The organism is Ruegeria sp. CDSA077, from assembly GCF_059612265.1.
This window is the reverse complement of sequence record NZ_JBXWQG010000001.1, coordinates 1,140,072-1,164,271: the sequence shown is the minus strand read 5'-3', so window position 1 is coordinate 1,164,271 and position 24,200 is coordinate 1,140,072. Positions and strand designations below refer to the sequence as shown.

Here is a 24,200-nt window from a genome sequence, read left to right as displayed (position 1 = left end):
TGTCATACCAGAACCGAACCTTTGCTATCGATCACGCCCTGCGTCTCGGCCTCGCCCAGCAGCATCTCGTTATGGGCCTTGCCCGACGGGATCATGGGGAAGCAGTTCTCGTGCTTTTCGACCAGACAGTCGAAGATCACGGGGCCGTCATAGTTGATCATCTCCATGATCGCATCGTCCAGATCGGCGGGGTCAGAACACAAGATACCCTTGGCGCCAAACGCCTCGGCGAGCTTGACGAAATCAGGCAGCGCTTCGGACCAGGAATGCGAATACCGTTCGCCATGCAGCAGTTCCTGCCACTGGCGCACCATGCCCAAGCGTTCGTTGTTCAGGATGAACTGCTTTACCGGCAGACGATACTGCGTAGCGGTGCCCATTTCCTGCATGTTCATCAGCCACGAGGCCTCACCGGCCACGTTGATCACCAGCGCGTCGGGATGTGCCATCTGAACACCGATAGAGGCCGGGAATCCGTAACCCATCGTGCCCAGACCACCTGAGGTCATCCAGCGGTTGGGATCTTCGAAGCCAAGGTATTGTGCGGCCCACATCTGGTGTTGGCCAACCTCGGTCGTGATGTAACGGTCATGTTTTTTGGTCAGTTCTTCAAGGCGTTGCAGCGCGTATTGCGGTTTGATGGTCTTTTCGCTGTTGGTATAGGCAAGGCAGTTCACCTTGCGCCATTCGCCGATCTGTTCCTGCCATTTCGCAATAGCTGCGGTGTTGGTCTTGCGACCGCGCGATTTCCAGACCTTGAGGATGTCCTCAAGCACGTGGGCCACATCGCCAACAATCGGGATATCAACGCGGATCACCTTGTTGATCGAAGACGGGTCGATGTCGATATGCGCTTTTTTGGAATCGGGCGAGAACGCGTCGATCCGTCCAGTGATGCGGTCATCAAAACGAGCGCCGATATTGATCATCAGATCGCAATCATGCATCGCCAGATTGGCCTCATACAACCCGTGCATGCCCAGCATGCCCAGCCAATTCCTGCCAGACGCCGGATAGGCGCCCAGGCCCATCAAGGTCGAAGTGATCGGGAAATCTGTTGCGTCTACCAGTTCCCGCAGCAACTGGCTGGCTGCCGGGCCCGAATTGATGACTCCACCGCCAGTGTAAAACACTGGCTTTTTCGCGGTCTCAATCGCAGCAACCAGCTCGGTGATCTCTTCCAGATCGCCTTTCAGAACAGGTTGATAGTGTGAGGTAGATGGTTTCGGTGCGCTGTATTCTCCGGACGCAAACTGAACGTCCTTGGGAATGTCGATCAGGACCGGGCCAGGACGGCCCGAGGTGGCGACATGGAACGCCTCGTGCAAGGTATCGGACAGCGAATTCGTGTCCTTTACCAGCCAGTTATGTTTGGTGCAGGGGCGGGTGATGCCAATGGTATCAGCCTCCTGAAAGGCGTCCGAGCCGATCATGAAGGTTGGAACCTGTCCGGTCAGAACAACAATCGGGATCGAGTCCAGAAGCGCATCGGTCAGCCCGGTCACCGCATTGGTAGCGCCGGGGCCCGAGGTCACAAGCGCAACGCCGGGCTTGCCGGTCGAGCGGGCATAGCCTTCGGCGGCGTGAACCGCACCCTGTTCGTGACGCACCAGAATGTGGCGAATGTCGTTTTGCAGAAAGATCTCGTCATAGATCGGTAGCACGGCGCCGCCGGGGTATCCGAATACCGTGTCCACGCCCTGATCCTTGAGGGCCTGAACTACCATCTTTGCGCCGGTCATCTCACGTGTCATCTGCTTTGCTCCATTGGCGACATGTGTCTTGCGTTTCGCATAAAAAAAGCCCCCGAGATTTTCGGAGGCGCATGGGTTCGATTATGGTTTACCGTTACCGGCCCATGCGCGTGGTTCCTACGATTACGACTAGCGTTCTCATCGCCAGAGGCTCCTTTTTGCGTGGGTTGGACATTATGGGCGGTGGAAAGGGGCGTCAACAGGCAATTGCACCAATTTTCTAACTTCTGGGTGGTATTTTGCGACATTTTATTGCGCATTTTGACGCATGTTCGGAACTTTCGGGATTTTCGCCCCTTTGCAATGCTTGGCGAGTGGCACGGAAGTGTCGAAATGCGTCATGCCGATGTCCGAAACGGGCATGATCGTGATTTTAGGCTGAGTCACGCTGGACTTAATTGCAGTGGCGAGGGAGGCCGAACATGTTGCAGGATCTGGTTGATCTCGGGCGATACCCGATAGACCGCCCCGGTTCATGGGCATATGAGCAACTGATAGGTGATCTGAGGCGCGAGCTGGATCGGGACGGCTGTGCTGTTCTTCCAGGTTTCGTACACGAGGATGGCGTGTCGCGTTTGCTGAAAGAAGCCGAAAAGACTGCCGTTGGTGCACATAGGTCATTTAGCCGAACGAATGCGTATTTCACCAAAGACGACCCGGCATTGGCGCCAAGCCATCCGGTGCGTCGATTTTATGATCGGTCGAATGCCTTTGTGCCAGCGGACAGTTTTTCCAAATCCGGACCGCTGCGACGTATTTATGAGTTCGCTGGTTTTTTACCTTTCATTCGAACGGCATTGAACGAGTCCGAAGACCGGTTCTTTCGCTACGATGATCCTTTGGCTGATGTCATCATCAACGTGGTCGAAGAAGGGCAGGGGTTTCCCTGGCATTTTGACACCAACAACTACACCGTGACGCTGGCCATTCAGAATGGAGAATTCGGCGGTGAATTCGAATATGCCCCCAACCTACGAAGCGCCGAGGATGAGAATTTCGCGGCTGTTTCTGCAGTACTGGACGGTGATCGGAAACGGGTGCACCAGTTGGTGTTGAACCCAGGGGATCTGCAGATTTTCAAAGGGCGCTCTTCCTTGCACCGGGTCGCTCCCGTGAAAGGAGAGCGCAGACGATATGTCGGGATCTTTTCTTTTGTCGAAACCGAAGGCATGTGCGGTGGGGTGGAACGGACCCGTCAGTTATATGGGCGTGTTCTTCAGCATCACCATGACAAGGAAGGAGTCCGGCGTGACGCCCTTCTGGATTGACGGTAACTAAGAGTTCTCTCGCCCGTTGCCCGCCTGCCTGCGGAGGCTAGGCCGAGCAGCGCGTGCCGCGCTACGGGATCAGAACCCTGGGCTGGTGCCCTGTAGAACGCCGTGCTCCAGCGCATAGCGGGTCAGGCCGGCAGTTGAGGATATGCCCAATTTTCGTTTGATGTTCTTGCGATGGGTCTCGACCGTTCGCACTGAGATATCAAGCGTTTGGGCGACTTCCTTGTTCGATTTCCCTTGTGCCAGCTCCAGCAAGATCGTCTGCTCGCGCCCGGTCAAAGCCTCGCGCGTTGTGTCGCCTTTGGGTTTGAGGGAACCGCTTGCGCCCGTGCACAAGTATTGTTCACCCCGCATGACGGCATCGATGGCCTTTTTGATTTCATCCGTTGGGACGTCCTTGAGCACGTACCCTTTTGCACCATGGCTGAGAGCAGTCGAAATATATTCGGGGCTGTCATGCATGGACAGGATCAGAATGCAGGTGTCCGGTATGCGTTCAAGGATGATCTCGGTTGCGCTCAGGCCACTTAGCCCGGGCATGTTCAGGTCCATCAGGATGACGTCAGGCTTCAGATCGGCAACCTGGTCAACCGCTTTCTTTCCGCTGCTGAGTGTCCCGACCACGGTGATGTCGTCATAGCTTTCGAGGATCGACTGGATCCCCTCGGCCACCATTGGATGATCGTCGACAATCAGGACCCGAATCGTCTGGTCGCTCATGTACCGGCCTTTCGGTTCGGAGTTGCGTCTTCCTGCGGTGGCAACAGGTGGCTGAGTGGCAGGCTGACCTCGATCACTGTGCCGCTGCGGTGGCCGCGTGATGACAGAATACGCAGCGATCCGTCAAGTTGCTCGATCCGTTCCTGCATATTGCGCAACCCAATCCCGGTACTGCCCCGACCCGGAGAGTTGCGCAAACCGCGGCCATTGTCGGTTATTCGCATGGTCGCGCCTTTCTTGTGCCCGCGCAGATCGATGGTGACATGGGTGGCTCCGGAATGGCGTTCGATATTGGTCAGGGCCTCTTGGGCGATGCGGTAGAGGGCGATCTTGCTATCCTGATCCAGCCGGTTGCGGAAAACAACGGTCGAGAAATCGGTTTCGATCCCGGTTCTCTCGCGGAAATCATCTGTCAGAGCCTCAAGCGCCGGGCCGAGGCCCAAATCGTCCAGCACGCCGGGGCGCAAGTCGCGACTAATGCGGCGGACCTCGCTGATGGCGGTTCCCAGATGCTCGATCCCCTTGTCCAGTGGATCATGCGCGCCCACATCATCGCCGCGCGACAGGCGACGGCGGGCGTTGTCCAACGCAAAGCGCACGCCCACAAGGATCTGACTGATCCCGTCATGCAGCTCGCGTGCCACACGGCCGCGCTCTTCCTCTTGCGCATCGAATACCCGCTGGGTCAGCTGTTTAAGTTTGGCATCGGCCAGACGTCTTTCGCGGATGTTGAGCAACATGCCTGAGGCAAAGACAATCAGAACAGCGGCCAGAACAATGGCACCGATATACATGAAGGTACGCTGCACGCGCGCTTCAACCTCGGCCCGTGCGCTGGCAACTGCAGCAACGATGTCATCGATGAATACCCCGGTGCCCACGACCCAGCGCCAATCCTGAAGGCCGACGACATAGGCGATCATCTGCGCCTCTTCCCCGGTCGAGGGCTTTTGCCACATAAAGCTGTGCCAACCCGCACCCTGCCTGGCGAGGCGGATGAACTCATTCACCACCGGTGTGCCGTCGCTGTCGGTCAGACCCTCCCAATTTCGGTTGATGAACTCAGTCTGACGGGGGCTGACCAGATTGGTGCCGTCATAGTCATAGACGAAAAAGAACCCGTCCTGCCCATAGATCATGGCCGACAGGATTTGCGCGACCTGAGTTTTGGCGGCGGTGTCATCCGGAGCCGCGCGCCCGTAGATATAGGCAAACCCATTGCGCGCCTGAGTCACATAGTTGCGCAGCTCTTCCTTCTTGGCCTGAATCAAAGAGCGTTCCAGTGCTTCAATTTCGCGCTCGGCAGTGGCGCGCGCCTCATAGGCAACCATCACCGCAATCGCGGCCACCGCCACGACCAGCGGGATCGCCGCCACCAGCGACAGCTTTTGAGCATAGGTCAACGAGACCAGTTGTCGAAGTCTTTGCATGGACGAATCGATACGCAAGCCACAGCAAAATTGCAAAAAGATTGGGCGTCTGGCGGGAAAACGGCACCAAAAATCCCTGTTTTGCTATGATTGGGCCGTTATTGCCTGTGCAATTCGCGCAGAAAGCCGCGTTTCTACGCAGTAGTAGGTATTCCCTTTCACTTCCTTGTGACTAGTCTTGCCGCTGTTGAATACGACAGGCCCGGACAATCCGGGTCATGATTATGAAGGGGAGGATCACTCATATGGACCGTCGTTCATTTCTGAAAACATCCGCACTGGGCGGCTCGGCTGCTGCAGCGACCACGCTGGCGGCACCGGCCTATGCACAGGGCAAGCGCACGCTGACCATGGTCACATCCTGGGGCCGTGGCCTTGCAGGTGTGTTCGACAGCGCGCAGCGTTGCGCCGACAGCATCACCACCATGTCGGACGGCAACCTGAACGTTGAGATCAAAGCAGCCGGTGAGCTGGTTGGCGCGTTCGAAGTGTTTGACGCGGTATCATCCGGTCAGGCCGACATGTACCACGCGGCAGACTACTATTTTGTGGGTCAGCATCCGGGCTATGCATTCTTTACCGCTGTTCCGTTTGGTATGACCGCCCAGGAACTGGTGAACTGGTACTACCATGCCGGTGGTATGGAACTGCATGACGAGCTGGGCGAAATCTTTGGCCTTAAATCCTTCCTGGCTGGTAACACCGGTGCGCAGGCGGGTGGCTGGTACTCGAAAGAGATCAACAGCCCCGAAGATTTCAACGGCCTGAAGTTCCGCATGCCGGGGCTGGGCGGTAAAGCTCTGGGTAAACTGGGCGCATCCGTGCAGAACATTCCGGGCTCCGAAGTGTATCAGGCGCTGTCATCCGGCGCGATCGACGGAACCGAGTGGATCGGTCCGTGGGCTGACGAAAAAGCCGGTTTCCAGGAAATCACCAAGACATACTACACCGCGGGCTTCCATGAGCCGGGTGCGGGTCTTTCGCTGGCAACCAACCGCGAGGTCTATGACAGCCTGTCTGCCTCGCAGCAGAAGATCATCGAGATCGCCGCAGGTGAATGCCATCAGTGGAACCTAGCGCAATTCCTGGCCAACAACGGCGCGGCGCTGCAGCGTCTGCAGGCTGGTGGCGTCAAGGTCATGGAGTTCCCGGACAGCGTTTGGGACGCGTTTGGTGCCGCAAGCCAGGAAGTCCTGGACGAAAACATGGGCGACGAGCTGTTCAAGCGCATCCACGACAGCGCGATGGAATCCATGGCCGCGTCTTCGGCCTGGAACAATCTGTCGTCGGGTGTCTACACCTCGCAGCGCGACCGCGTTCGCGGCTAAGTCACTTCGATCTTTGAAATCGGTTCCCCCGCATGTCGGGGGGGCCTTTCCCGTTGCGCATCTGACGGTCGGACAAACTGTAACTCTCGAATGTGCAACTGACGCGACCTGGGGACAACATGCAGGACGAAAACGGTATCTCGTTCTTCGGCGCCCTGTGGAATGGACTGATATGGTTCATTCAGAGCATTGCCGAAGCCTTCATTAATTTCGGATACGCCATCACGCATCCGCAACTCTGGCTGGACTGGTCGGACAAAGAAGCAGTCATGCGCTTTGTCTATTACGGCGGGTCGGTCGAGTTCTTCTTTGTGGTTTTCACGCTGTTTCTGGTGTTGACGGCCATTGGTCTGTACTACCGCAACTTCATGTGGGCGATGGTGCGCGGGCTTGAAGGCTTTGCCAACACGACGGGGCGTTTCTTCGCCTGGGCAGGCCTTTTGATGGTGGTTCAGCAGATCATCATCGTGTTCATGCAGCGGGTCTTTACCCGCCCGGATATGTCCTTTGGGCTGGGTATCCCGTTTCAGATGGATATCAGCTGGTTCGCGGAAGAGCTGAAACTGTATAACGCCATGGTCGTGTGCCTGTGCTGCACCTACACCTTTGTACAGGGCGGCCATGTCCGCGTTGACCTGATCTATGCGGGCATCAGCCACCGCGCCAAACGTGTGGTCGACATGTGTGGTGCCATACTGTTCATGATGCCGATGGCGGTGCTGACCTGGATGTATGGTTGGTACTTCATGTGGCGGCATCTGATCGTGCCGAAGCCCTCGGCCAGTGATACTTTGGACCGGCTGGTGGCCAAGTCCCGCGCGCTGCGCTGGAACGTGGAAACCATCGGGTTCAGCCCCAACGGATTCAACGGCTATTTCCTGTTCAAGATCCTACTGATCGCCTTTGCAGCGATGGTGTTCCTGCACGCGATTGCATTCCTGTACCGCTCGTATCTGGAATATGTGGAAGGCCCGGAAAGTGTTGGAAAATACCTCGACAAGGACAGCCTTGGCGAGGGTGAAGAAGCCTACGAAGGCGCGCATTAGGGACGGAGAACCAGACAATGCTATTCGGACTTGATGGCGTCGAGATAGGCCTCATTATCGTATTTTTCTGCCTCTTCGGAGGTATTCTATCCGGCTTTCCGGTGGCCTTCGCCATCGGCGGAGCAGGGGTGATTTCATTCGGCATCATTGCCGCATTGGACAGCGCAGGGCTGCTGATCCATCAGGCGATCGACACCGGCTCTGCGGCGTATCGGGATCTGGTCAGCACCGGGGTTAAACCCGATACCATATCAGTGTTCCGCTTCCCGGACTTACCAAGGATTGCCGAGCCTGTTTTTGTCTCGGGCTGGGAAACCGCGCTGGACCGCAACGTGTCGTTCATCGTGAATCGCATGAACGAGCGGGTTCTGGCCGGTCAGTCTATCGAAACCCTTCTGGCGGTTTTGATGTTCGTGCTGATGGGCATCACGCTTGAACGGTCGAAGATCGCCAATGATCTGCTGACCACAATGGCGCGCGTCTTTGGACCGTTGCCGGGTGGTCTGGCCGTCTCGATTGTGGTTGTGGGGGCGTTTCTTGCGGCCTCAACCGGGATCGTGGGCGCGACTGTGGTGACCATGGGCTTGCTGGCGCTGCCAACCATGCTGCGCAACAACTATTCGCCTGAATTGGCGACGGGTGTCATCGCGGCTTCGGGAACGCTGGGGCAGATCATTCCGCCCTCGATCGTGATTGTTTTGCTGGGAACTCTGGCCGGTGACTTGTATTCCACCGCGCAAGAGACGCGCGCGGTTGATGCCGGGTGTACAGACGCGCTGACCTATCTAGGTCAGCCTGCGGTCGTATCGGTTGGTACTTTGTTCCAGGCCGCCTTGCTGCCAGGGATCATGCTGGCGCTGCTATATGCGCTTTATGCCTTTGGCTATGCGCTGCTCAACCCGCATAAGGCGCCTGCGGTGCCCATGACCGGCGGCAGCGGAGAGCCCATTACCCGTTCAGAAGGTTTCACCTGGTTGCTGGGTGCGCCTGTCGCGCTGATCGTGGGTACAGTTCTACTGGGCAATCTGGGGGTTATCGGCAGCCAGAACGTCTCGGTCTCGGCCTTCTCCGATATCGGGCAGGGCGCATCGCTGCGGACCAACGTTTCCGAAACCTGCAAAGCCTCGATGATCGAGCTGCATGGTCAATCCGCTTGGGATCAGGCCGTGGCCGAGCAAACGGCCATTGATGACGCAGGTGGTGCCGCAGAATCAACTCGTCTGACCGAGGAAGAGCTTGCCACCGCGCAGCAGGAGAAGATTGCCAACGCCGCTCCGATTGGAACGGGTGTTGCGGTGATGGTTCTGTTGCTGGGTCTGACCATTGTGATGGGTCGGGGCATCGCGCCGTCTCGGTCGCCGCAGCCGCTGATCCTTGGGGCCATTGGTCTGATCCTGATGTTGCTTGTCGATATTCTGTTCGTGTCGCCAACAACATCGTCAGGGTTGACCTTTGTGATGCTGGCGTTGCCCTTTGCCTTGGCCATCTATGGCTGCAAAGAGGCTGCGGCGCGCTGTGCCACCAATGATCTGATTAGGGTGGTCTTTCCACCGCTGGTTCTGATCATCGCGGTGCTGGGGTCGATCCTGGGTGGGGTGACCAACCCAACACCGGCGGCGGCATTGGGCGCGGGTGGTGCGATCATGCTGGCGGCCTATCGCAAGCTGCAAGATCAGGAGCGGTCCGGCAAGGTCATCATCTGGGCCACCTTCGCCGTGGTCATTGCCCTGTTGATGGGGGTCAATTTTGATCTGCGCATCAATCAGAGCAGCGCCTCGGCCGAAACCTGGATTGCCTTCATCATAGCCTATGCGGCCTATCTGTATGCCCTGTTCGGTTTGCTGTTCGGCTGCTGGGTTCTGTATTCCAGCGGCGTGCTGACCCCGGTGGTGCGGGAAACCGCCAAGGTGACCTCAATGGTGTTCACCATTTTGATCGGGTCTCAGTTGCTGAACCTTGTGGTGATCTCGTTTGGCGGTGAGCACTATATCCAGCAGTTCCTCAAGAGTTTTGATAATGAATTCACGGTTTTCCTGATCGTGATGCTGGTGCTGTTCTTCCTTGGGTTCGTACTGGATTTCCTGGAAATCATCTACATCGTGATCCCGATTGTGGGCCCGGTAATCTATGGCGGGTCTTTTGATCCGAAATGGGTGACGATCATGGTGGCGGTGAACCTGCAGACCTCGTTCCTGACGCCACCTTTTGGATTTGCGCTGTTCTATCTGCGCGGGGTCGCGCCGAAAGAAGTGACTACCGGCCATATCTATCGTGGGATTGTACCGTTTGTGCTGATCCAGGTGGTCGGTATCGGAATCCTTTGGTTCTTCCCTGCGATTGTGACCATCGTGCCGGATCTGATCCCGAATTGATCAAAGATCAGGTGTTCAAATGAAAAGGGGGCCAGCGGGCCCCCTTTGCTTTGTTTGTAGGTAGAAGGGGCCAGCCCCTTCTTGGCCTGCGGCCAATTCAACCCCGAGGTATTTTTTGGCCAGATGAAGATGCGGATCAGGTGAATTGGATCAGATCCCAGCGGTTGCCGAAAGGGTCCTGCCAGACTGCTACGGTCCCATAGGGTTCATGGCGCGGGGCTTCTTCGAAATGGACGCCTTTGGCCAGCATGTCCTTATAGTCGCGGTCGAAATTGTCTGTTTCCAGAAAGAAGCCGACCCGACCACCTGTCTGGTTGCCGATTGCGGTTCTCTGATCTGCATCGACGGCCCTGGCGAGTAGAAGTGAGCCCCCGGTGGATCCGGGTGGGCTTACGCGGACCCATCTTTTTCCAGCGCCCAAGTCGATGTCCTGCGTCAGGGAAAAGCTGAGTGTATGCGTGAAAAAGGCGATGGCATCATCGTAATCCGGCACGACAAGCGTAACGGCGTGGAGGCTTTGTTGCATCAGGTTTCAGCCTTTGGTCGGGTGACGATCAGGCAATTGGATGCTGGCAACCTGTTCGGCGATGGGGGCGGTGGACAGCGGGTGGTGGCCGTCATGTGCAATGTCATAGGGATCCTTGACCCGTTTCCATTCGCCCTGACTGTACACTTCCAGCCCTGCAAAGCGGGATTTGTATCCCATTTTCGGGCTGCCAGGCACCCAGTAGCCAAGATAAATATAGGGCAGACCCGCCTCGCGTGCGATGTCGATGTGATCCAAAATCATGTACGTGCCCAATGAATTCTGAGGCTGTTCCGGGCAATAGAATGAATAGACCATGCTCAGCCCGTCATCCAAGACATCGGTCAAACTGACAGCGATCAGATTGCCGGATTCCGGGTCTGAATATTCGACCACTCGGCTGCGTATGGGGGTCTCTTCGATCATGGCTGCAAATTCGAAGACGTCCATATCCGCCATGCCGCCATCCGCATGTCGGGTGTCAAGATAGGTGCGGAACAGGTCATACTGTTCGTCGGTAGCCCATGGGGAATTCGCCCGGCGTCGCAGATGTGAGTTCCGCCTGACCGCGCGTTTCTGGCTTTTGCTGGGTTGAAAGGCCGAAACGTCGATCCGCGCGGACAAACACGCGGCGCAATCGGTGCAGGAAGGGCGGTATAGGACGTTCTGAGACCGTCGAAACCCTTGCTGGGAAAGGGAGTCATTCAGTTGATTCGCGCCTTCGCCCTGCAGCGCTGTGAACAGCTTACGCTCCATCTTGCCCTCAAGATAAGGGCAAGGCTGAGGGGCCGTAACGTAGAATTGCGGCGCGATTGGCAGCGTGTGTCGCATGAATGTCCTATGGTTCCTGAAACGGGATGATAACAACCGTTCCCGGAGCCGCCAAGTGATTCACGCGACAGTCTTTTAAGCGCGACGGTTAATCATAACCGTGCCGAGAAGGGTGTCGGTCAGGCCCTGGCCGCGCGCGCCGGTTAGCATCATGATGACTGAAATGATTTGCAGCACCGGAAATGCCATGCTGACAAAATAACCGGCTGTGTGTGCGACCGCTTTACCTGTGTCCATTCGTTCACCAAAAGCGTCGCGCAGTTCGACCCCCATGAAACGCATACCCAGAGTGGCAGAGCCGTTGGCGATTGTGACGACGCGATAGACAAAACTGACCACCGCATAAATCAGGGCGAGTATCAGTACGCCTAGCCCGAGGGTCAGGACGATGGCGACGGTACAAAGCAGCGAAATAAAGGCAATATCGAACAGCCAGGCCAGGAACCGTTTGGTCGTGACGGACTGGTAAAACTCGGGCTGCCGGTTCGGGTCTGGCAAAGAGTGCATACGGGTCATTCCGGTAGATGTTTCAAATACCCTGTCCCGATTGTCGGAACAGGGCAAGGTCGATCAGGCGTTATCGCCGGATTCGTCGCTTTCGCGGTTCTCGCGGACGCGTTCATCCATGAACTGGTCGAATTCGGCCTTGTCTTTCGCTTCGCGCAGACGATGCAGGAACGCTTCGAATTCCTGTTGCTCACGCTCCAGCCGAGCCAGAGTATCGGACTTGTAGGCGTCGAATGCGCTGTTGCCCGAGGGCTTCATTGCGCTCATGTGGCTGTGCCAGGATTTGCGACGGCTGCAGGATTTGTTGAACATACGTTTGCTCCAGATCATGTAGGCCAGAAGGGCCAGGCCGACGGGCCAGAAAAAGATAAAGCCAAGGACCATGGCAGCGATCCAGGCCCCTTTGCCTTTATCGTCAAGCCAGGCCTCTGCGCGGCTGAGCCATCCCGGGTTTTCAGGGACGGCGTGTTCTGTCAATGCGGTCATTGGTGCTCTCCGGGTTAGATGTAAATTGTTTTCACATTGAATAGATGGGGGCACCAAACCCAGTTACAAGAGGTCAATGTGAAAATGATTTACATTTCTGAATTTCGGATGGTTGACCTGACATCTGAACAAGCGCAATTTCAGTCTAACGCACCACGGTTTCTTTCAATCATTGACTGGGTTGTCTGCTGCGGCGCTGTTTTGAGTTAAGCGCCTAATTGTTGCAATGTCGGGTTAGAAATTTGGTCACAGAAATACTAAAAACCACGCCATCGGAGATGAAATGACAGGACTTCTTGCCGTCAACCGTGTACCGCGCGCCTTTGATCCTTCACTTGGTTCCGAAGCGCGCGATGCAGTGGGCGGCATTACACCTGAGCAGGGGGAACTGATCGCAGGGGCTGCGGGCTCCAGCCCCTATCTCAAAGGCCTGATTGATCTGGAAGCCGACTGGCTACCGCAAGCTTTGGCGCAACCGGACGCGATGCTTGCATCCATTATGGAAACCGCAAGGACCTTGCCTTCGGATCAACTCAGGCCGGGGCTGAGGCAGGCCAAGAGGCGTTTGGCGCTGTTGACCGCCCTGGCGGATCTGGCAGGGGCGTGGCCGTTGGAAAAAGTTACAGGGGCACTAACCGATTTCGGGGCCATGGTAGCGGATGTTGCCGCCAAGGCCGAGATTGCAACCTTGATCCGGCGAGGTAAATTGCCGGGGATGACCGAAGATGATGTCGCCTCTGCCGCGGGAATGATCATATTGGCCATGGGCAAGATGGGTGCGCATGAGTTGAACTACAGCTCTGATATCGACCTGATCGTTTTGTTTGACGAAACGCGCTATGATCCGGACGATTTCTATGAAGCGCGGCAAGGGATGGTCCGGGCGACACGGAATTTCTGCGCCACACTCAGTGACAAGACAGCGGATGGATATGTATTTCGCACGGATCTAAGACTGCGGCCTGACCCTGCGGTGACGCCAGTTTGTCTGGCTGCGGAAGCTGCCGAACGGTACTATGAAAGTCTGGGCCGCACTTGGGAGCGCGCCGCATATATCAAAGCGCGTCCCTGCGCTGGCGATATCGCTGCGGGGCAGCGTTTCCTGGATACGCTCCGCCCCTTCATCTGGCGAAGGCATCTGGATTTCGCGGCTATACAGGATGCCCATGACATGCGCTTGCGTATCCGCGAAAACAAAGGGACAGGCGGTGCGCTCACCATTCCGGGTCATGATATGAAACTAGGGCAGGGCGGGATACGTGAGATCGAGTTTTTCACGCAGACCCGACAGTTGATTGCCGGAGGTCGCGATACGGACCTGCGCGTGCGTGGCACTGTACCGGGATTGGCGGCTTTGGCCGGCAAAGGGTGGGTGCCCGAGGACGTGGCTGAAAAGCTTACCGATCACTACCGCGCGCATCGCGATGTCGAACACCGCATTCAGATGATCCATGATGCGCAGACCCATAAGATTCCGCAATCCTCGGACGGGATTGAGCGGATTGCATGCCTGATGGGGATTGATAGCGCCGATCTGACTGCGGATCTGAAACGGCGGCTGACCGAGGTTCATGAGTTGACCGAAGGTTTTTTCGCCCCCGGCCCGACAGCCCGTGCACCTTTGCCAGAAGTTGAATTTGACGAAAGCATATTGGCGCGCTGGACAACCTACCCATCACTGCGTTCTCAGCGCGGGGCGCGGATTTTCGAGCGGCTGAAACCAGAGCTGCTGACGCGTCTTGCCAAAACTGCCCAACCGGATGAGGCGCTGCTGGCACTGGACGGGTTCCTTCGCGGGTTGCCTGCGGGCGTGCAGCTGTTTTCTCTGTTCGAGGCCAACCCGCAGCTTATCGACCTGCTTGTCGATATAGTAGGCACGTCGCATGCATTGGCCGCGCATTTGTCGCACAACGCCTCGGTCTTTGATGCGGTGATTGGCGGCAGCTTCTTTGACGACTGGCCGGGCCGGACGGTGCTGCAGGGCGAATTGGAGCGAGAACTCTCGCAGGAGCAGGACTACGAAAGCCAGCTTGATCTGGCGCGGCGCTGGTGCAAGGAATGGCATTTCCGGATCGGCGTTCACCATCTGCGCGGGTTGATCGACGGCGTGCAGGCGGGGCAGCAATATGCCGAACTTGCAAGCGCGGTGATCGCTGCGATCCTGCCATGTGTTGTGGACCAGTTCACCAGCAAACACGGGCCCGCACCCGGTCGCGGTGCCGCTGTGTTGGGCATGGGATCCCTGGGGGCAGGGCGGATCAACTCGCAATCTGACCTTGATATGATCGTGATCTACGACCCGCTGGATCAGGACATGTCCGAGGGCCCACGGCCTCTTGCCACGCGGACCTACTATGCCCGGTTCACGCAGGCACTGATCACGGCGCTGTCGGCCCCAATGTCGCAGGGGCGACTTTATGAGGTCGACATGCGGCTGCGCCCCTCGGGCAATCAGGGGCCGGTGGCAACCAGTTGGGCCAGCTTCACGAACTATCAGCAGAATGAGGCCTGGGTGTGGGAACACCTAGCCCTGACGCGCGCAAATCCCGTCGCCGGTGAGCCCTCACTGGCCGACGATATCGAGAGCTTTCGAACAGAGCTTGTTTCGCGCTCCCGCGATCAGGCGCAGGTTTTGCGCGAAGTTGCCGAAATGCGCGCGCGTCTGGCAGCCGCGAAAACCCCTGCCGGTATTTGGGATGCCAAGAATGGGGCCGGGCGCATGATGGACATAGAGCTGATGGCCGAAACAGGCGCTTTACTGTCCGGTGTTGCAAAGCGCGATGTACATGCCGGGTTGGACGGTGCAGTCGCAGCCGCGCTTTTGGATGTCGCTCAGGCGCAAACGTTGAAGGATTGCTACGATCTATGCTGGTCTGTGCAATGCGCAGCTCGGCTGTTGTCAGGTAAGGTTATCGAGGCCGATAAAATCGGAGAGGGCGGTTCCGCCTTCCTGTGTCGGGCCACCGGGTATGAGCAGGTCGAACAGTTGCAGGCCGCGTTGCAGGAAAGCTACGATATCGCCGCCGAAATTATCGGCCGCGTGGTTCAGGAGGATAAAGATGCCGCGCAATGACGATCCGAACGATCACAAAGGCCTGATCCGCGAGGCCTATCGCATCGATGGCATCACATTGCCCGAATGTCGCAGTATCTTTCTGGACTGGGCGTTAAGCCTTCCGGAGGGGCGTGATCAGAGGCAAGCCCTGTCTGACCTGCACGCCATCTATGCCAAAGATGAGGCCGATCACCCAATGACACAGGTGCTGACCGAAGGGTTGCAATCTGCTCAGGTGCCGAAACGGCGCGGTGGTTGGCGGTCTCGCAACCGCTAGGGCTTTCCCCTCGGCGCGTTCGCGACTATGAGGTCGCCATGACCCAAACTGCAGTCCGTCCCCGTATCCGCCTGAAACCCAAAGCCAATGCGCGCGGCCTGCGCCATGGCTTCCCGTGGGTCTATGCCAATGACATTGTCACCGACCGTCGCACGCGCAAAATCCCTGCTGGCGCGCTGGCCGTGCTCGAGGATGAAAATCGCGCGCCGATCGCGTTGGTGGCGGTCAATCCTGAATCGAAAATCATGTGCCGTGTGCTGGACCGCGATCCTGACGCCGAGCTGACGGCTGATTGGTTCGAAACCCGTCTGCGCCGCGCGCTTGATATGCGCGAACGCCTGTTTGACTCGCCCTTTTACCGCCTGATCCATGCCGAGGCGGATGGCTTTCCGGGTGTCATCATCGACCGGTTCGGTGAGGCCTGTGTGATCCAGCCCAACGCTGCCTGGGCGGAGGCGCATCTGGATATGTTGACCGACGCGCTGGTCGCTGTGACCGGCGTGACGACCGTGCTGAAAAACGCCTCGGGCCGGACACGCGGTCTGGAAGGGTTGGATGATGTCAACCTGACCTTGCGCGGCACTGTCCCGGATGCGCCTTTGCCCGTGTTGATGAACGGTGCAACCTATATGGCGGATTTGGCGGGCGGTCAGAAAACCGGCCTGTTCTATGACCAACGCCCCAATCACGCCTTTGCTGCGCAGCTGGTTCAACCCAAGGCACAGGTACTGGATGTCTTCAGCCATGTCGGAGGGTTCGGGTTGGCGATGCTGGCGGGTGGCGCCGGACAGGCGCTGTCGGTCGATGGGTCGGCCGCGGCATTGGAGTTGGCCGCAAAAGGGGCCGAGGCTTCTGGCTTTGCCGATCAATTCGACACGCGCCAAGGCGATGCCTTTGATGTGTTGGCTCAGTTGAACGACGAAGGCGCTAAATTTGACGTCGTTATCTGTGATCCTCCCGCCTTTGCACCATCAAGGCAGGCGCTGGATGCAGGGCTGCGGGCCTATGAACGCATTGCGCGATTGGCCGCTACACTGGTCAAGCCGGGCGGATATCTGGGCTTATGCTCTTGCTCGCACGCTGCTGATCTGGGCCGCTTCCGCGACGCCTCATCCCGTGGCATCGGGCGCGCCGGGCGCTCAGCCCAACTGATCCATACGGGCTTTGCCGGGCCCGATCACCCGCAACTGCCGCAGCTGGCTGAAAGCGGTTACCTCAAGGCCGTGTTCTACCGGTTATGAAGGCTGTACTCGATACCTGCGTGATCTACCCCACGGTGATGCGAGAGATGCTGTTGGGCACCGCCCGGCTGGGCCATTTCACCCCTATATGGTCGGCGCGCATCCTCGAAGAATGGGCCCGCGCCGCACGCAAGCTGGGCCCCGAAGGCGAGGCACAGGCCCGTGCCGAGATTGCCCTGACGCAGGTCAAATGGCCCAAGGCAGAACGCCCTGCCAATGACGGTCTGCAGGCTCGACTCTGGCTGCCGGACGCCGCTGATATCCACGTTTTGGCCACTGCAGTAGCCGCGTCAGCGGATACCATCGTCACGGTCAACGCCAAGGATTTCCCCAGAAATATTCTTGCAGAAGAAGGGCTTGAGCGGCGTGACCCTGACAGTCTGCTGTATGGTTTCTGGTATAACGACCCGCAAGGGCTGGACCAGCTTGCACAGCAGGTACTGGCCGAAGCAAACCGCCTGTCAGGCGATACATGGACTTTGCGTGGATTGATGAAAAAAGCCCGCCTGCCGCGTCTGGGTAAAGCGCTCGCCAGCTAAGTGGGATCCCTGCTTCATCTGGCTAAAATTACCTCGGAGAGCGCGAGAGGCTGGCCTCTCGCCGCCGAGCCTCAGCCACGCGCCCAACGCTGCTCAAGCACTTCCAGCGCCGCAATCCGCTCATCCGTTTTGGGATGGCTCATCAACCAGGCGGGTACAACGCCTGCGCGTTGCTGCGTCAAATCCTCAAGCTTGTGAAACAGAGACTTTTGCGGGCCGATGCCGATCCCGGCTTTGGTTAGCAGGGCGGCGGCATATTCATCTGCTTCATATTCATCCCCACGTGACAGGCGCGACGCCAAAAGCGCAGTCAGCGCGTTTGCAATCATCGCACCGATGAATGGGACGAACCGGCTCAGAAGCAGCATCAAGGCTGTCCGCAACGCATTCTGTCCAGAAAAATCAATCATCCGTCGACGTGCATGACCCAAGGCCACATGCCCCAGTTCATGTGCGATGACGCTCGCCATCTCTTCGGCGGAAACCTCGCCATTGAGGAACTTGCGATAAAACCCGCGTGTGATGAATATTCGTCCATCCGGAGCCGCAAGCCCGTTCACCGGGTCGATTTCATATATATAGACCGGAACCCTCTCGATCCCCAGCGCCGCCGCCAGCCGGTCAGTCATACGCTTGAGGGCGGGATCGGCCAGTTCGGTCGATTTCAGGTCAAGCTCGCGATGGGTGCGCCAGACCGAGATCCGGTACATCACCACGGCATACAGAACCGCCAGAAGAATCGGAGTAATTCGGAGCATGGTTCTGATATGGGGATAAGCAGACACAAGGGCAAGGCATCAGCGTTTCCGTGGGCCTGAAAGGTCTCCTAGCTGCCATGACGCAGTGGAAACTGGGTTCTTTCGGATTCTAACTGTTGAAAAACGCCGCCTGCCGCCTTATCCGCACGGGAACTCGTCGGAGAATACACAATGTCCAACAATGACCACGAAGCCCGTCACCTGGAAACGCTTGACCGCGACCTTAGACGCTTTTCTCGGCTAGAAGTGGCAACCTCCCAGGTGGGTCGCCCATTTGTCGGGTCTGGCATCGCGCTTTCTTTTATCGTTGTCGCAGGTCTTGTGGCAGCCTTCCTGTTCGGACAAGGCAACAACACGCTGATCGTAGTGCTTGCGGCAATGTTTGGGGCTTATATGGCGCTGAATATCGGGGCCAATGATGTTGCCAACAATATGGGACCGGCGGTCGGGGCCAATGCGTTGACCATGGGGGGCGCCATCGCGATTGCTGCCATATTCGAAAGTGCCGGCGCGCTGATCGCTGGAGGTGACGTTGTTTCCACGATCGCCAAGGGCATTATCGCTCCTGAAAGCATGGGAACGCAGACTGTATTCATCTGGGCGATGATGGCGGCTTTGTTGTCTTCAGCGCTTTGGGTCAACCTGGCGACCTGGGTCGGAGCGCCTGTGTCCACGACCCACTCGGTTGTCGGAGGCGTCATGGGGGCGGGGATCGCCGCAGCCGGTTTTGGCGCAGTGAGCTGGGGGACGATGAGCAAGATCGCGGCCAGCTGGGTTATCTCGCCTATGCTTGGCGGTCTGGTCGCCGCAGGATTTCTCTGGTTCATCAAGTCCCGGATTATCTATCAGGACGACAAGATCGCAGCGGCCCGGAAATGGGTGCCGATGCTGGTTGGTATCATGGCGGCGGCTTTTGCCAGCTATCTGGCGCTGAAGGGGCTCAAGAAGATCGTCAAGATCGACCTCGGCACGGCTTTGTTGATCGGGGCCGCCTGTGGTGGGCTGGTCTGGGCCGTGATGATTCCGGTTATTCGGCGTCAATCCGAAGGTCTGGAGAACCGCAATAAATCCCTCAAAGTATTGTTCGGCATCCCTCTGATCGTATCCGCCGCATTGCTGAGCTTTGCACATGGGGCCAATGATGTGGCCAATGCCGTTGGGCCTTTGGCAGCCATCGTGCAAGCCTCTGCCTCGGGTGATTTCACCCAGGCGATCAGTATTCCCTATTGGGTCATGATCATCGGCGCCTTTGGCATTTCGTTTGGCCTGTTCCTGTTTGGGCCAAAACTGATCCGAATGGTTGGCAGCCAAATAACCAAACTTAACCCGATGCGTGCCTATTGCGTTGCGCTGTCCGCAGCCATCACCGTTATCGTGGCCAGTTGGCTGGGTCTTCCCGTAAGCTCGACCCATATTGCAGTGGGTGCCGTCTTTGGTGTCGGCTTCTTCCGGGAATGGGATGCTGAAAGACGGCTGCGTAAAGCCCGCATTACAGTGCCTGAGCGGACGGTTCTGGCACCGGAAGAACGCCGCCGGCGCAAGCTGGTGCGCCGCTCGCACTTTATGACGATCATAGCAGCCTGGATTATTACCGTGCCCGCGGCGGCTGTGTTGTCGGGTGTTCTGTTTCTGGGCATTCAGGCCATCGCCGGGTAATCCCGGCCTTGGCAGAACCTGATCCGCGGGCTGGCGTTATCGCGTCAGCTCGCGCATTCCTTTTTCCAGCCCGGCCAGAGTCATCGGCACCATCCGATCCTGAAAAATCTCGCGGATCATTCCGATTGAGTGGGTATATTCCCAATACTTCTCAGGCACTGGGTTGATCCACAGGTTCGATGCCCATTGGTCGCGCGCCCGCTGCAGCCAGATCTGGCCAGCCTCCTGGTTCCAGTGTTCATTGGCACCGCCGGGATAGGCGACCTCATAAGGGCTCATCGAGGCGTCGCCGACGAAGATGCATTTGTAATCGGGACCATAGGTGCGCAGCACCTCATGGGTCGGCGTCTGCTGGTCCCAGCGGCGGATGTTGTCACGCCAGACACCTTCGTACAGGCAGTTGTGGAAGTAGTAATATTCCAGATGCTTGAATTCGGTTCTAGCGGCCGAGAACAGCTCTTCCACCACTTTGATATGTGGATCCATTGAGCCTCCGACGTCCAGAAACAACAGCACCTTGACGGCATTGTGCCGTTCGGGCCGGGTTTTGACGTCTAGATATCCATGCTCGGCTGTGGCGCGGATGGTGCCGTCCAGATCAAGCTCTTCCGCCGCACCCTCGCGGGCCCAGCGGCGCAGGCGCTTCAACGCGACCTTGATGTTGCGCGTGCCCAGCTCGACCGTGTCGTCTAGGTTCTTGAATTCACGCTTGTCCCAAACCTTGACCGCGCGCTGATGACGGCTTTCCTTCTGGCCGATCCGCACACCTTCCGGGTTGTACCCGTAGGCTCCGAAGGGCGACGTTCCGGCCGTACCGATCCACTTGTTGCCACCTTGGTGGCGGCCTTGTTGATCCTTGAGCCGCTCTTTCAGCGTCTCCATCAGCTTGTCGAACCCGCCAAGGGCCTCGATCTCGGCTTTTTCCTCTTCGCTGAGGTGCTTTTCCGCCATCTTCGCCAGCCATTCGGCAGGGATGTCGACGGCTTCGAGGACCTGTTCGAACCCGATCTGTTCCAGCCCTTCAAAGCTGGCGGCAAAAGCGCGGTCGAACTTGTCGATATTGCGTTCGTCCTTCACCATCGACACGCGGGCGAGGTAATAGAACGCCTCGACATCATAGGTTGCCAGCCCCTTTTTCATACCCTCCAGAAAGGTCAGATATTCCCGCAGGGATACGGGGATACCGGCTTTGCGAAGGTTTTCGAAAAAGGGAACAAACATGGGCTACACCACAAAGCGAACCAGAACCAAGGACAGAATGAGCCCGACCAGCGCAAAGGCGATTCCATATCCGGCTGCATATTGCGCGATATCGGCGCCGCTGCCGTTGCGTTTGCGCGCGGTCAGCGCCCCAAGGAGCGCACCCAGCACCGCCAGTCCCAGAACCACTATCATGCGTTAATCGCCCCCGTTAATTGACTGGTCCTTCTGCGACGTCCTGCATAAGCGACCGGGCCACTACATCCGAGCCAAAGCCGTATCGTGCCCATCTCAGACTGTCCAGTCTGACGGAACGTGCCTCTGTGGAACGGCCGACTTCATTCAGGACCTCGGCTTTCAGCAACAACAACGTTGCAAGCTGCGAGGCGTTCTCGGCCCGTGTCATCACGTTGATAGCGTCGTCGATTTCGGGTAGGAACTCTGGCCCATTGCCCTGCGAAAGCGCAAAGGCGCCCAGTTGGGTCGTGATGTAGGATTGATGCAATTCGGTGCCCGGTGTAGCGCGCAGAAACTGCAGGGCAATATCATATTGGCGCAAGGCTTCATGCGGATCATCGAACTGTTCCATTCGGCCCATCAGGTAATGAGGGTAAGCGCGCCGGTGATCGGTCCAACCTTGTTCCTTGCCAATTCGGGCTGCCTTGCGGGCCTGCCTCATGCGCGATTGCTGGCTGCGATTGGATTGCAAGGATTTCTGAATTGCTGAAATCCAGGCTCGTGGAGTTTCCGACATGGGCTGTACCGGCACCGCATCACCGCGCGGATTCAGACGCGAGAGAATTTCGGGTATGGCCGTTTCGACCTGTTCACGTGTCATACCGCTGTGCAGTTGGGATGAATATGCGGCCTTCAGGATCAACATGTCGAACCCGGTCAGGACCGTGTGGATATTGTCATCGTTGAATACCGAGTCAGGAAGGCGATACAGGTCATTCAGCGGGCCAAGCGCCTGTGCGATCTCTTCGTGCAGGCAGTCACGTTTTTCCTGCGGACTTGCATCGGCGGGAATGAAGATGCCCAGTCGCTGACGGCTGCTCAGTTTGGTCCAGCTGCTTTTCTGTTTGAACCGATCCCGGCGGTACTCCTCAAGGCTTGAGGCATTGGGTACCACGAAACATGCAGCCTGAGGCAGGATGGCCTGAATCTCTTTTTGACTGACCGCCGCGATCGTGATGTTGGCCTGACCGTCCTTGATCTGTTTGATGTCTATCCCGGCCTCGGTGCGCAGACGGGCCAGCAGGCGGCCCAGATCCTTTTGAAGCGAGGGCGTCGCAGCCCCGGTCAACCGCACCGTGATCGGGGTTTCGAACCGCGTAAAAACAGGCAGTTCCGTACCCCCTTCCAGTGCGAAATGCAGAGAGATGAAATCCGCTGCCATGTTCTCATTCGACCGCGCCGGAGGCGAGGGGTATGCACGCGTAAAGGACTTGGCAGGGGGCAGGGGTGGTTCGACGTCCACAATCTCGGATGGGCTTTCGGCAGGCTCAATCGTGGCGCATGCGGTCAGGACAAAGCTGATCAAGATTGCGAGCCATCGCGTCATGGGCGCTGATACTTGATGAAAGGTGTCTGTTTGCCGATCCTGTCATAGAGCTTTCGCGCGGTATGGTTGAAATCCTGCGTCAGCCAATAGACAGACGGTGCACCTTGCCGGTCCGCTTCGTCGTAGACGGCCTGAATCAAAGCGCGACCGACCCCCATGCCGCGCGCCTCGGGGCGGGCGAATAGGTCCTGCAAGTAGCACACGCTTTCTTCCTTCCAGGCATGGCGGTGGAACAGAAAGTGGGTCAAACCCACAAGCCCTCCGTCGGCCTGCGCGACGAAACAAGAAAAATCGTTCGGATCATCCCCCAGCAGTCGCGAGAATGTGCTGTCATAGACGGAATCCGGAACCGTGGTTTCATAAAACGCCAGATAATCCCGCCACATATCCGCCCAGTCCTCGCGATCAGTCGGATGCAAGGCTCGAATTGTTACTGTTTCTGGCATTGCTGAGTCCCGTTGGGTCTGATGGTAAATTGCCCGGACAAGCCGGGCAACCTGAGACCAATGCTTGCATCCGAGACTTGCTAAGGCAAGCGGCGATCACCGAGGGTTTACCGGCTCAGCGTTTGTTGCGGGCCATGAATGCCAGGCGTTCGAACAGGTGCACGTCCTGTTCATTCTTAAGCAGCGCACCGTGCAGTTTGGGCAGGGCATTGGCGCCATCGCGCTTGAGGTCTTCGGCGGTCAGGTCCTCGGCCAGCAGCAGCTTGAGCCAGTCCAGCACCTCTGAGGTTGATGGCTTTTTCTTCAGGCCCTGAGTTTCGCGAATCTCATAGAACTGGGTCAGAGCCGTTGTCAAAAGCGCATCTTTGATGCCGGGATGATGGACCTCGACGATGCGGCGCATCGTGGCCTCATCAGGGAACCGGATATAGTGAAAGAAACACCGGCGCAGGAAGGCGTCGGGCAGTTCCTTTTCATTGTTCGATGTGATGATGACGATCGGACGGTTCTTGGCGCGGATCGTTTCGCTGGTCTCGTAGACGTGGAACTCCATCTTATCGAGCTCTTGCAGCAGATCGTTCGGAAATTCGATATCGGCCTTGTCGATCTCGTCGATCAACAACACGACCTTTTCATCGGTTTCAAAGGCCTGCCACAATTTACCCTTGCGGATATAGTTCGACACGTCGTGCACGCGCTCTTCACCCAACTGGCTGTCGCGCAGACGACTGACGGCATCGTATTCATACAGTCCCTGCTGCGCGCGGGTGGTGGATTTCACGTTCCACTCGATCATCCGCAGCCCCAACGCTCCGGCCACCTGCTTGGCCAACTCGGTCTTGCCAGTTCCCGGCTCACCTTTGACCAGCAAGGGACGTTCCAGCGTCACGGCGGCATTTACCGCAATGGTCAGATCGTCTGTGGCGACGTATTCGGCTGTTCCTTGGAAACGTGCGGTCATTGGCCCCTCATCAAGTGTCGCGCGAAATGCGCCCTTGGGGTTACCGCGCAGCAGAAATTTTGACAAGCCAGGTCGCTGCGTCGCATGAAGGGAAATTGCCGAGTAACTACAATGCTTTTGGTTGATTCGTGCGCTAACATCCGGTGCCGTCTTTTTGGCGTTGCCCTGAAATGGTCAGTTAATTTTCACAGAAAAACAAGGTTTTGTTGTTTGGTTGGACGTATTTAGA

22 protein-coding genes are annotated in these 24,200 nt (G+C 57.6%); 9 read left to right on the top strand and 13 right to left on the bottom strand.

The window, feature by feature from the left end; all coding sequences use genetic code 11:
• Nucleotides 1-2 precede the first annotated feature (2 nt).
• Nucleotides 3-1,754: an acetolactate synthase 3 large subunit gene (locus AC2FLE_RS05840; protein WP_496688368.1), complete on the bottom strand. Its 1,752-nt coding sequence runs from the start codon at nucleotides 1,752-1,754 to the stop codon at nucleotides 3-5.
• Between the two features lie 422 nt (nucleotides 1,755-2,176).
• Between AC2FLE_RS05840 and AC2FLE_RS05835 the strand changes: the two genes are divergently transcribed.
• Nucleotides 2,177-3,022, top strand: a complete 846-nt coding sequence (locus AC2FLE_RS05835; protein WP_496695755.1) for a HalD/BesD family halogenase — start codon at nucleotides 2,177-2,179, stop codon at nucleotides 3,020-3,022.
• A 78-nt stretch (nucleotides 3,023-3,100) separates the two neighbouring features.
• Here AC2FLE_RS05835 and AC2FLE_RS05830 read toward each other — a convergent pair whose 3' ends face one another.
• Together AC2FLE_RS05830 and AC2FLE_RS05825 are read right to left on the bottom strand one after the other, a co-directional pair.
• Nucleotides 3,101-3,748 carry a response regulator transcription factor gene (locus tag AC2FLE_RS05830; RefSeq protein ID WP_142633290.1) on the bottom strand — a complete coding sequence of 216 codons (648 nt, stop codon included), beginning with the start codon at nucleotides 3,746-3,748 and terminating at the stop codon, nucleotides 3,101-3,103.
• Nucleotides 3,745-5,178 carry a cache domain-containing protein gene (locus tag AC2FLE_RS05825; protein ID WP_142633292.1) on the bottom strand — a complete coding sequence of 478 codons (1,434 nt, stop codon included), beginning with the start codon at nucleotides 5,176-5,178 and terminating at the stop codon, nucleotides 3,745-3,747. The genes AC2FLE_RS05830 and AC2FLE_RS05825 overlap by 4 nt, the downstream gene beginning before the upstream one ends.
• Nucleotides 5,179-5,423: 245 nt before the next feature.
• On the opposite strand from AC2FLE_RS05825, the gene AC2FLE_RS05820 reads away from it, so the two are divergent.
• The 3 genes from AC2FLE_RS05820 (at nucleotide 5,424) to AC2FLE_RS05810 (ending at nucleotide 9,924) form a co-directional block, all read left to right on the top strand.
• Nucleotides 5,424-6,506 carry a TRAP transporter substrate-binding protein gene (locus AC2FLE_RS05820; RefSeq protein WP_142633295.1) on the top strand — a complete coding sequence of 361 codons (1,083 nt, stop codon included), beginning with the start codon at nucleotides 5,424-5,426 and terminating at the stop codon, nucleotides 6,504-6,506.
• A 119-nt stretch (nucleotides 6,507-6,625) separates the two neighbouring features.
• Nucleotides 6,626-7,552, top strand: a complete 927-nt coding sequence (locus AC2FLE_RS05815; protein WP_142633297.1) for a TRAP transporter small permease subunit — start codon at nucleotides 6,626-6,628, stop codon at nucleotides 7,550-7,552.
• A gap of 17 nt (nucleotides 7,553-7,569) precedes the next feature.
• Nucleotides 7,570-9,924, top strand: a complete 2,355-nt coding sequence (locus AC2FLE_RS05810) for a TRAP transporter large permease (RefSeq protein ID WP_496691093.1) — start codon at nucleotides 7,570-7,572, stop codon at nucleotides 9,922-9,924.
• A gap of 136 nt (nucleotides 9,925-10,060) precedes the next feature.
• On the opposite strand, the gene AC2FLE_RS05805 is transcribed toward AC2FLE_RS05810, so the two are convergent.
• From AC2FLE_RS05805 to AC2FLE_RS05790, 4 genes are all read right to left on the bottom strand, one after another.
• Nucleotides 10,061-10,450, bottom strand: a complete 390-nt coding sequence (locus AC2FLE_RS05805; RefSeq protein ID WP_496695752.1) for a VOC family protein — start codon at nucleotides 10,448-10,450, stop codon at nucleotides 10,061-10,063.
• 6 nt (nucleotides 10,451-10,456) lie between these two features.
• Nucleotides 10,457-11,281, bottom strand: a complete 825-nt coding sequence (locus tag AC2FLE_RS05800) for an arginyltransferase (protein WP_496695750.1) — start codon at nucleotides 11,279-11,281, stop codon at nucleotides 10,457-10,459.
• A 75-nt stretch (nucleotides 11,282-11,356) separates the two neighbouring features.
• Nucleotides 11,357-11,788 carry an RDD family protein gene (locus AC2FLE_RS05795; protein ID WP_142635100.1) on the bottom strand — a complete coding sequence of 144 codons (432 nt, stop codon included), beginning with the start codon at nucleotides 11,786-11,788 and terminating at the stop codon, nucleotides 11,357-11,359.
• Nucleotides 11,789-11,851: 63 nt separating this feature from the next.
• Nucleotides 11,852-12,274: a DUF2852 domain-containing protein gene (locus AC2FLE_RS05790; protein ID WP_496695748.1), complete on the bottom strand. Its 423-nt coding sequence runs from the start codon at nucleotides 12,272-12,274 to the stop codon at nucleotides 11,852-11,854.
• 283 nt (nucleotides 12,275-12,557) lie between these two features.
• Between AC2FLE_RS05790 and AC2FLE_RS05785 the strand changes: the two genes are divergently transcribed.
• The 4 genes from AC2FLE_RS05785 to AC2FLE_RS05770 are packed head-to-tail and all read left to right on the top strand — an operon-like array spanning nucleotide 12,558 to nucleotide 17,386.
• A complete protein-coding gene (locus AC2FLE_RS05785; protein ID WP_496695746.1) occupies nucleotides 12,558-15,347 on the top strand; it encodes a [protein-PII] uridylyltransferase family protein in 2,790 nt (929 codons plus the stop codon).
• Complete coding sequence (locus AC2FLE_RS05780; protein WP_496695744.1) at nucleotides 15,334-15,606, top strand: hypothetical protein; 273 nt, start codon at nucleotides 15,334-15,336, stop codon at nucleotides 15,604-15,606. The genes AC2FLE_RS05785 and AC2FLE_RS05780 overlap by 14 nt, the downstream gene beginning before the upstream one ends.
• A 38-nt stretch (nucleotides 15,607-15,644) precedes the next feature.
• Nucleotides 15,645-16,847, top strand: coding sequence for an RSP_2647 family RNA methyltransferase (locus AC2FLE_RS05775; RefSeq protein WP_496695742.1), 1,203 nt, complete (start codon nucleotides 15,645-15,647; stop codon nucleotides 16,845-16,847).
• On the top strand, nucleotides 16,844-17,386 hold the full coding sequence (locus AC2FLE_RS05770; protein WP_496695740.1) for an RSP_2648 family PIN domain-containing protein: 543 nt from the start codon (nucleotides 16,844-16,846) through the stop codon (nucleotides 17,384-17,386). The genes AC2FLE_RS05775 and AC2FLE_RS05770 overlap by 4 nt, the downstream gene beginning before the upstream one ends.
• A gap of 71 nt (nucleotides 17,387-17,457) precedes the next feature.
• On the opposite strand, the gene AC2FLE_RS05765 is transcribed toward AC2FLE_RS05770, so the two are convergent.
• The gene (locus AC2FLE_RS05765; RefSeq protein ID WP_496695738.1) at nucleotides 17,458-18,144 is read right to left on the bottom strand and encodes a M48 family metallopeptidase; all 687 of its coding nucleotides are present in this window, start codon (nucleotides 18,142-18,144) and stop codon (nucleotides 17,458-17,460) included.
• Nucleotides 18,145-18,315: 171 nt separating this feature from the next.
• Between AC2FLE_RS05765 and AC2FLE_RS05760 the strand changes: the two genes are divergently transcribed.
• A complete protein-coding gene (locus AC2FLE_RS05760) occupies nucleotides 18,316-19,800 on the top strand; it encodes an inorganic phosphate transporter (protein WP_496691098.1) in 1,485 nt (494 codons plus the stop codon).
• Between the two features lie 36 nt (nucleotides 19,801-19,836).
• Here AC2FLE_RS05760 and AC2FLE_RS05755 read toward each other — a convergent pair whose 3' ends face one another.
• The 5 genes from AC2FLE_RS05755 to AC2FLE_RS05735 all read right to left on the bottom strand — a co-directional run bounded on the left by AC2FLE_RS05755 (nucleotide 19,837) and on the right by AC2FLE_RS05735 (nucleotide 23,971).
• Complete coding sequence (locus AC2FLE_RS05755; protein WP_281971955.1) at nucleotides 19,837-21,021, bottom strand: vWA domain-containing protein; 1,185 nt, start codon at nucleotides 21,019-21,021, stop codon at nucleotides 19,837-19,839.
• A 3-nt stretch (nucleotides 21,022-21,024) separates the two neighbouring features.
• A complete protein-coding gene (locus AC2FLE_RS05750) occupies nucleotides 21,025-21,195 on the bottom strand; it encodes a hypothetical protein (RefSeq protein WP_185956603.1) in 171 nt (56 codons plus the stop codon).
• A 16-nt stretch (nucleotides 21,196-21,211) separates the two neighbouring features.
• Complete coding sequence (locus AC2FLE_RS05745; RefSeq protein ID WP_496695736.1) at nucleotides 21,212-22,564, bottom strand: DUF2927 domain-containing protein; 1,353 nt, start codon at nucleotides 22,562-22,564, stop codon at nucleotides 21,212-21,214.
• Nucleotides 22,561-23,010: a GNAT family N-acetyltransferase gene (locus AC2FLE_RS05740; protein WP_496688347.1), complete on the bottom strand. Its 450-nt coding sequence runs from the start codon at nucleotides 23,008-23,010 to the stop codon at nucleotides 22,561-22,563. Before AC2FLE_RS05740 ends, AC2FLE_RS05745 begins: the two co-directional genes overlap by 4 nt.
• Nucleotides 23,011-23,125: 115 nt before the next feature.
• Nucleotides 23,126-23,971 carry an AAA family ATPase gene (locus AC2FLE_RS05735; protein WP_271948074.1) on the bottom strand — a complete coding sequence of 282 codons (846 nt, stop codon included), beginning with the start codon at nucleotides 23,969-23,971 and terminating at the stop codon, nucleotides 23,126-23,128.
• Nucleotides 23,972-24,200: the final 229 nt, after the last annotated feature.

Excerpts from the sequence above, each read along its gene's own strand:
- AC2FLE_RS05835 (WP_496695755.1), top strand. The coding sequence starts at position 2,177 with ATGTTGCAGGATCTGGTTGATCTCGGGCGATACCCGATAGACCGCCCC.
- AC2FLE_RS05735 (WP_271948074.1), bottom strand. The coding sequence starts at position 23,971 with ATGACCGCACGTTTCCAAGGAACAGCCGAATACGTCGCCACAGACGAT.
- AC2FLE_RS05840 (WP_496688368.1), bottom strand. The coding sequence starts at position 1,754 with ATGACACGTGAGATGACCGGCGCAAAGATGGTAGTTCAGGCCCTCAAG.
- AC2FLE_RS05755 (WP_281971955.1), bottom strand. The coding sequence starts at position 21,021 with ATGTTTGTTCCCTTTTTCGAAAACCTTCGCAAAGCCGGTATCCCCGTA.
- AC2FLE_RS05785 (WP_496695746.1), top strand. The coding sequence starts at position 12,558 with ATGACAGGACTTCTTGCCGTCAACCGTGTACCGCGCGCCTTTGATCCT.
- AC2FLE_RS05770 (WP_496695740.1), top strand. The coding sequence starts at position 16,844 with ATGAAGGCTGTACTCGATACCTGCGTGATCTACCCCACGGTGATGCGA.
- AC2FLE_RS05780 (WP_496695744.1), top strand. The coding sequence starts at position 15,334 with ATGCCGCGCAATGACGATCCGAACGATCACAAAGGCCTGATCCGCGAG.
- AC2FLE_RS05750 (WP_185956603.1), bottom strand. The coding sequence starts at position 21,195 with ATGATAGTGGTTCTGGGACTGGCGGTGCTGGGTGCGCTCCTTGGGGCG.
- AC2FLE_RS05815 (WP_142633297.1), top strand. The coding sequence starts at position 6,626 with ATGCAGGACGAAAACGGTATCTCGTTCTTCGGCGCCCTGTGGAATGGA.
- AC2FLE_RS05765 (WP_496695738.1), bottom strand. The coding sequence starts at position 18,144 with ATGCTCCGAATTACTCCGATTCTTCTGGCGGTTCTGTATGCCGTGGTG.
- AC2FLE_RS05820 (WP_142633295.1), top strand. The coding sequence starts at position 5,424 with ATGGACCGTCGTTCATTTCTGAAAACATCCGCACTGGGCGGCTCGGCT.
- AC2FLE_RS05790 (WP_496695748.1), bottom strand. The coding sequence starts at position 12,274 with ATGACCGCATTGACAGAACACGCCGTCCCTGAAAACCCGGGATGGCTC.
- AC2FLE_RS05805 (WP_496695752.1), bottom strand. The coding sequence starts at position 10,450 with ATGCAACAAAGCCTCCACGCCGTTACGCTTGTCGTGCCGGATTACGAT.
- AC2FLE_RS05795 (WP_142635100.1), bottom strand. The coding sequence starts at position 11,788 with ATGCACTCTTTGCCAGACCCGAACCGGCAGCCCGAGTTTTACCAGTCC.
- AC2FLE_RS05830 (WP_142633290.1), bottom strand. The coding sequence starts at position 3,748 with ATGAGCGACCAGACGATTCGGGTCCTGATTGTCGACGATCATCCAATG.
- AC2FLE_RS05825 (WP_142633292.1), bottom strand. The coding sequence starts at position 5,178 with ATGCAAAGACTTCGACAACTGGTCTCGTTGACCTATGCTCAAAAGCTG.
- AC2FLE_RS05740 (WP_496688347.1), bottom strand. The coding sequence starts at position 23,010 with ATGCCAGAAACAGTAACAATTCGAGCCTTGCATCCGACTGATCGCGAG.
- AC2FLE_RS05745 (WP_496695736.1), bottom strand. The coding sequence starts at position 22,564 with ATGACGCGATGGCTCGCAATCTTGATCAGCTTTGTCCTGACCGCATGC.
- AC2FLE_RS05760 (WP_496691098.1), top strand. The coding sequence starts at position 18,316 with ATGTCCAACAATGACCACGAAGCCCGTCACCTGGAAACGCTTGACCGC.
- AC2FLE_RS05810 (WP_496691093.1), top strand. The coding sequence starts at position 7,570 with ATGCTATTCGGACTTGATGGCGTCGAGATAGGCCTCATTATCGTATTT.
- AC2FLE_RS05800 (WP_496695750.1), bottom strand. The coding sequence starts at position 11,281 with ATGCGACACACGCTGCCAATCGCGCCGCAATTCTACGTTACGGCCCCT.
- AC2FLE_RS05775 (WP_496695742.1), top strand. The coding sequence starts at position 15,645 with ATGACCCAAACTGCAGTCCGTCCCCGTATCCGCCTGAAACCCAAAGCC.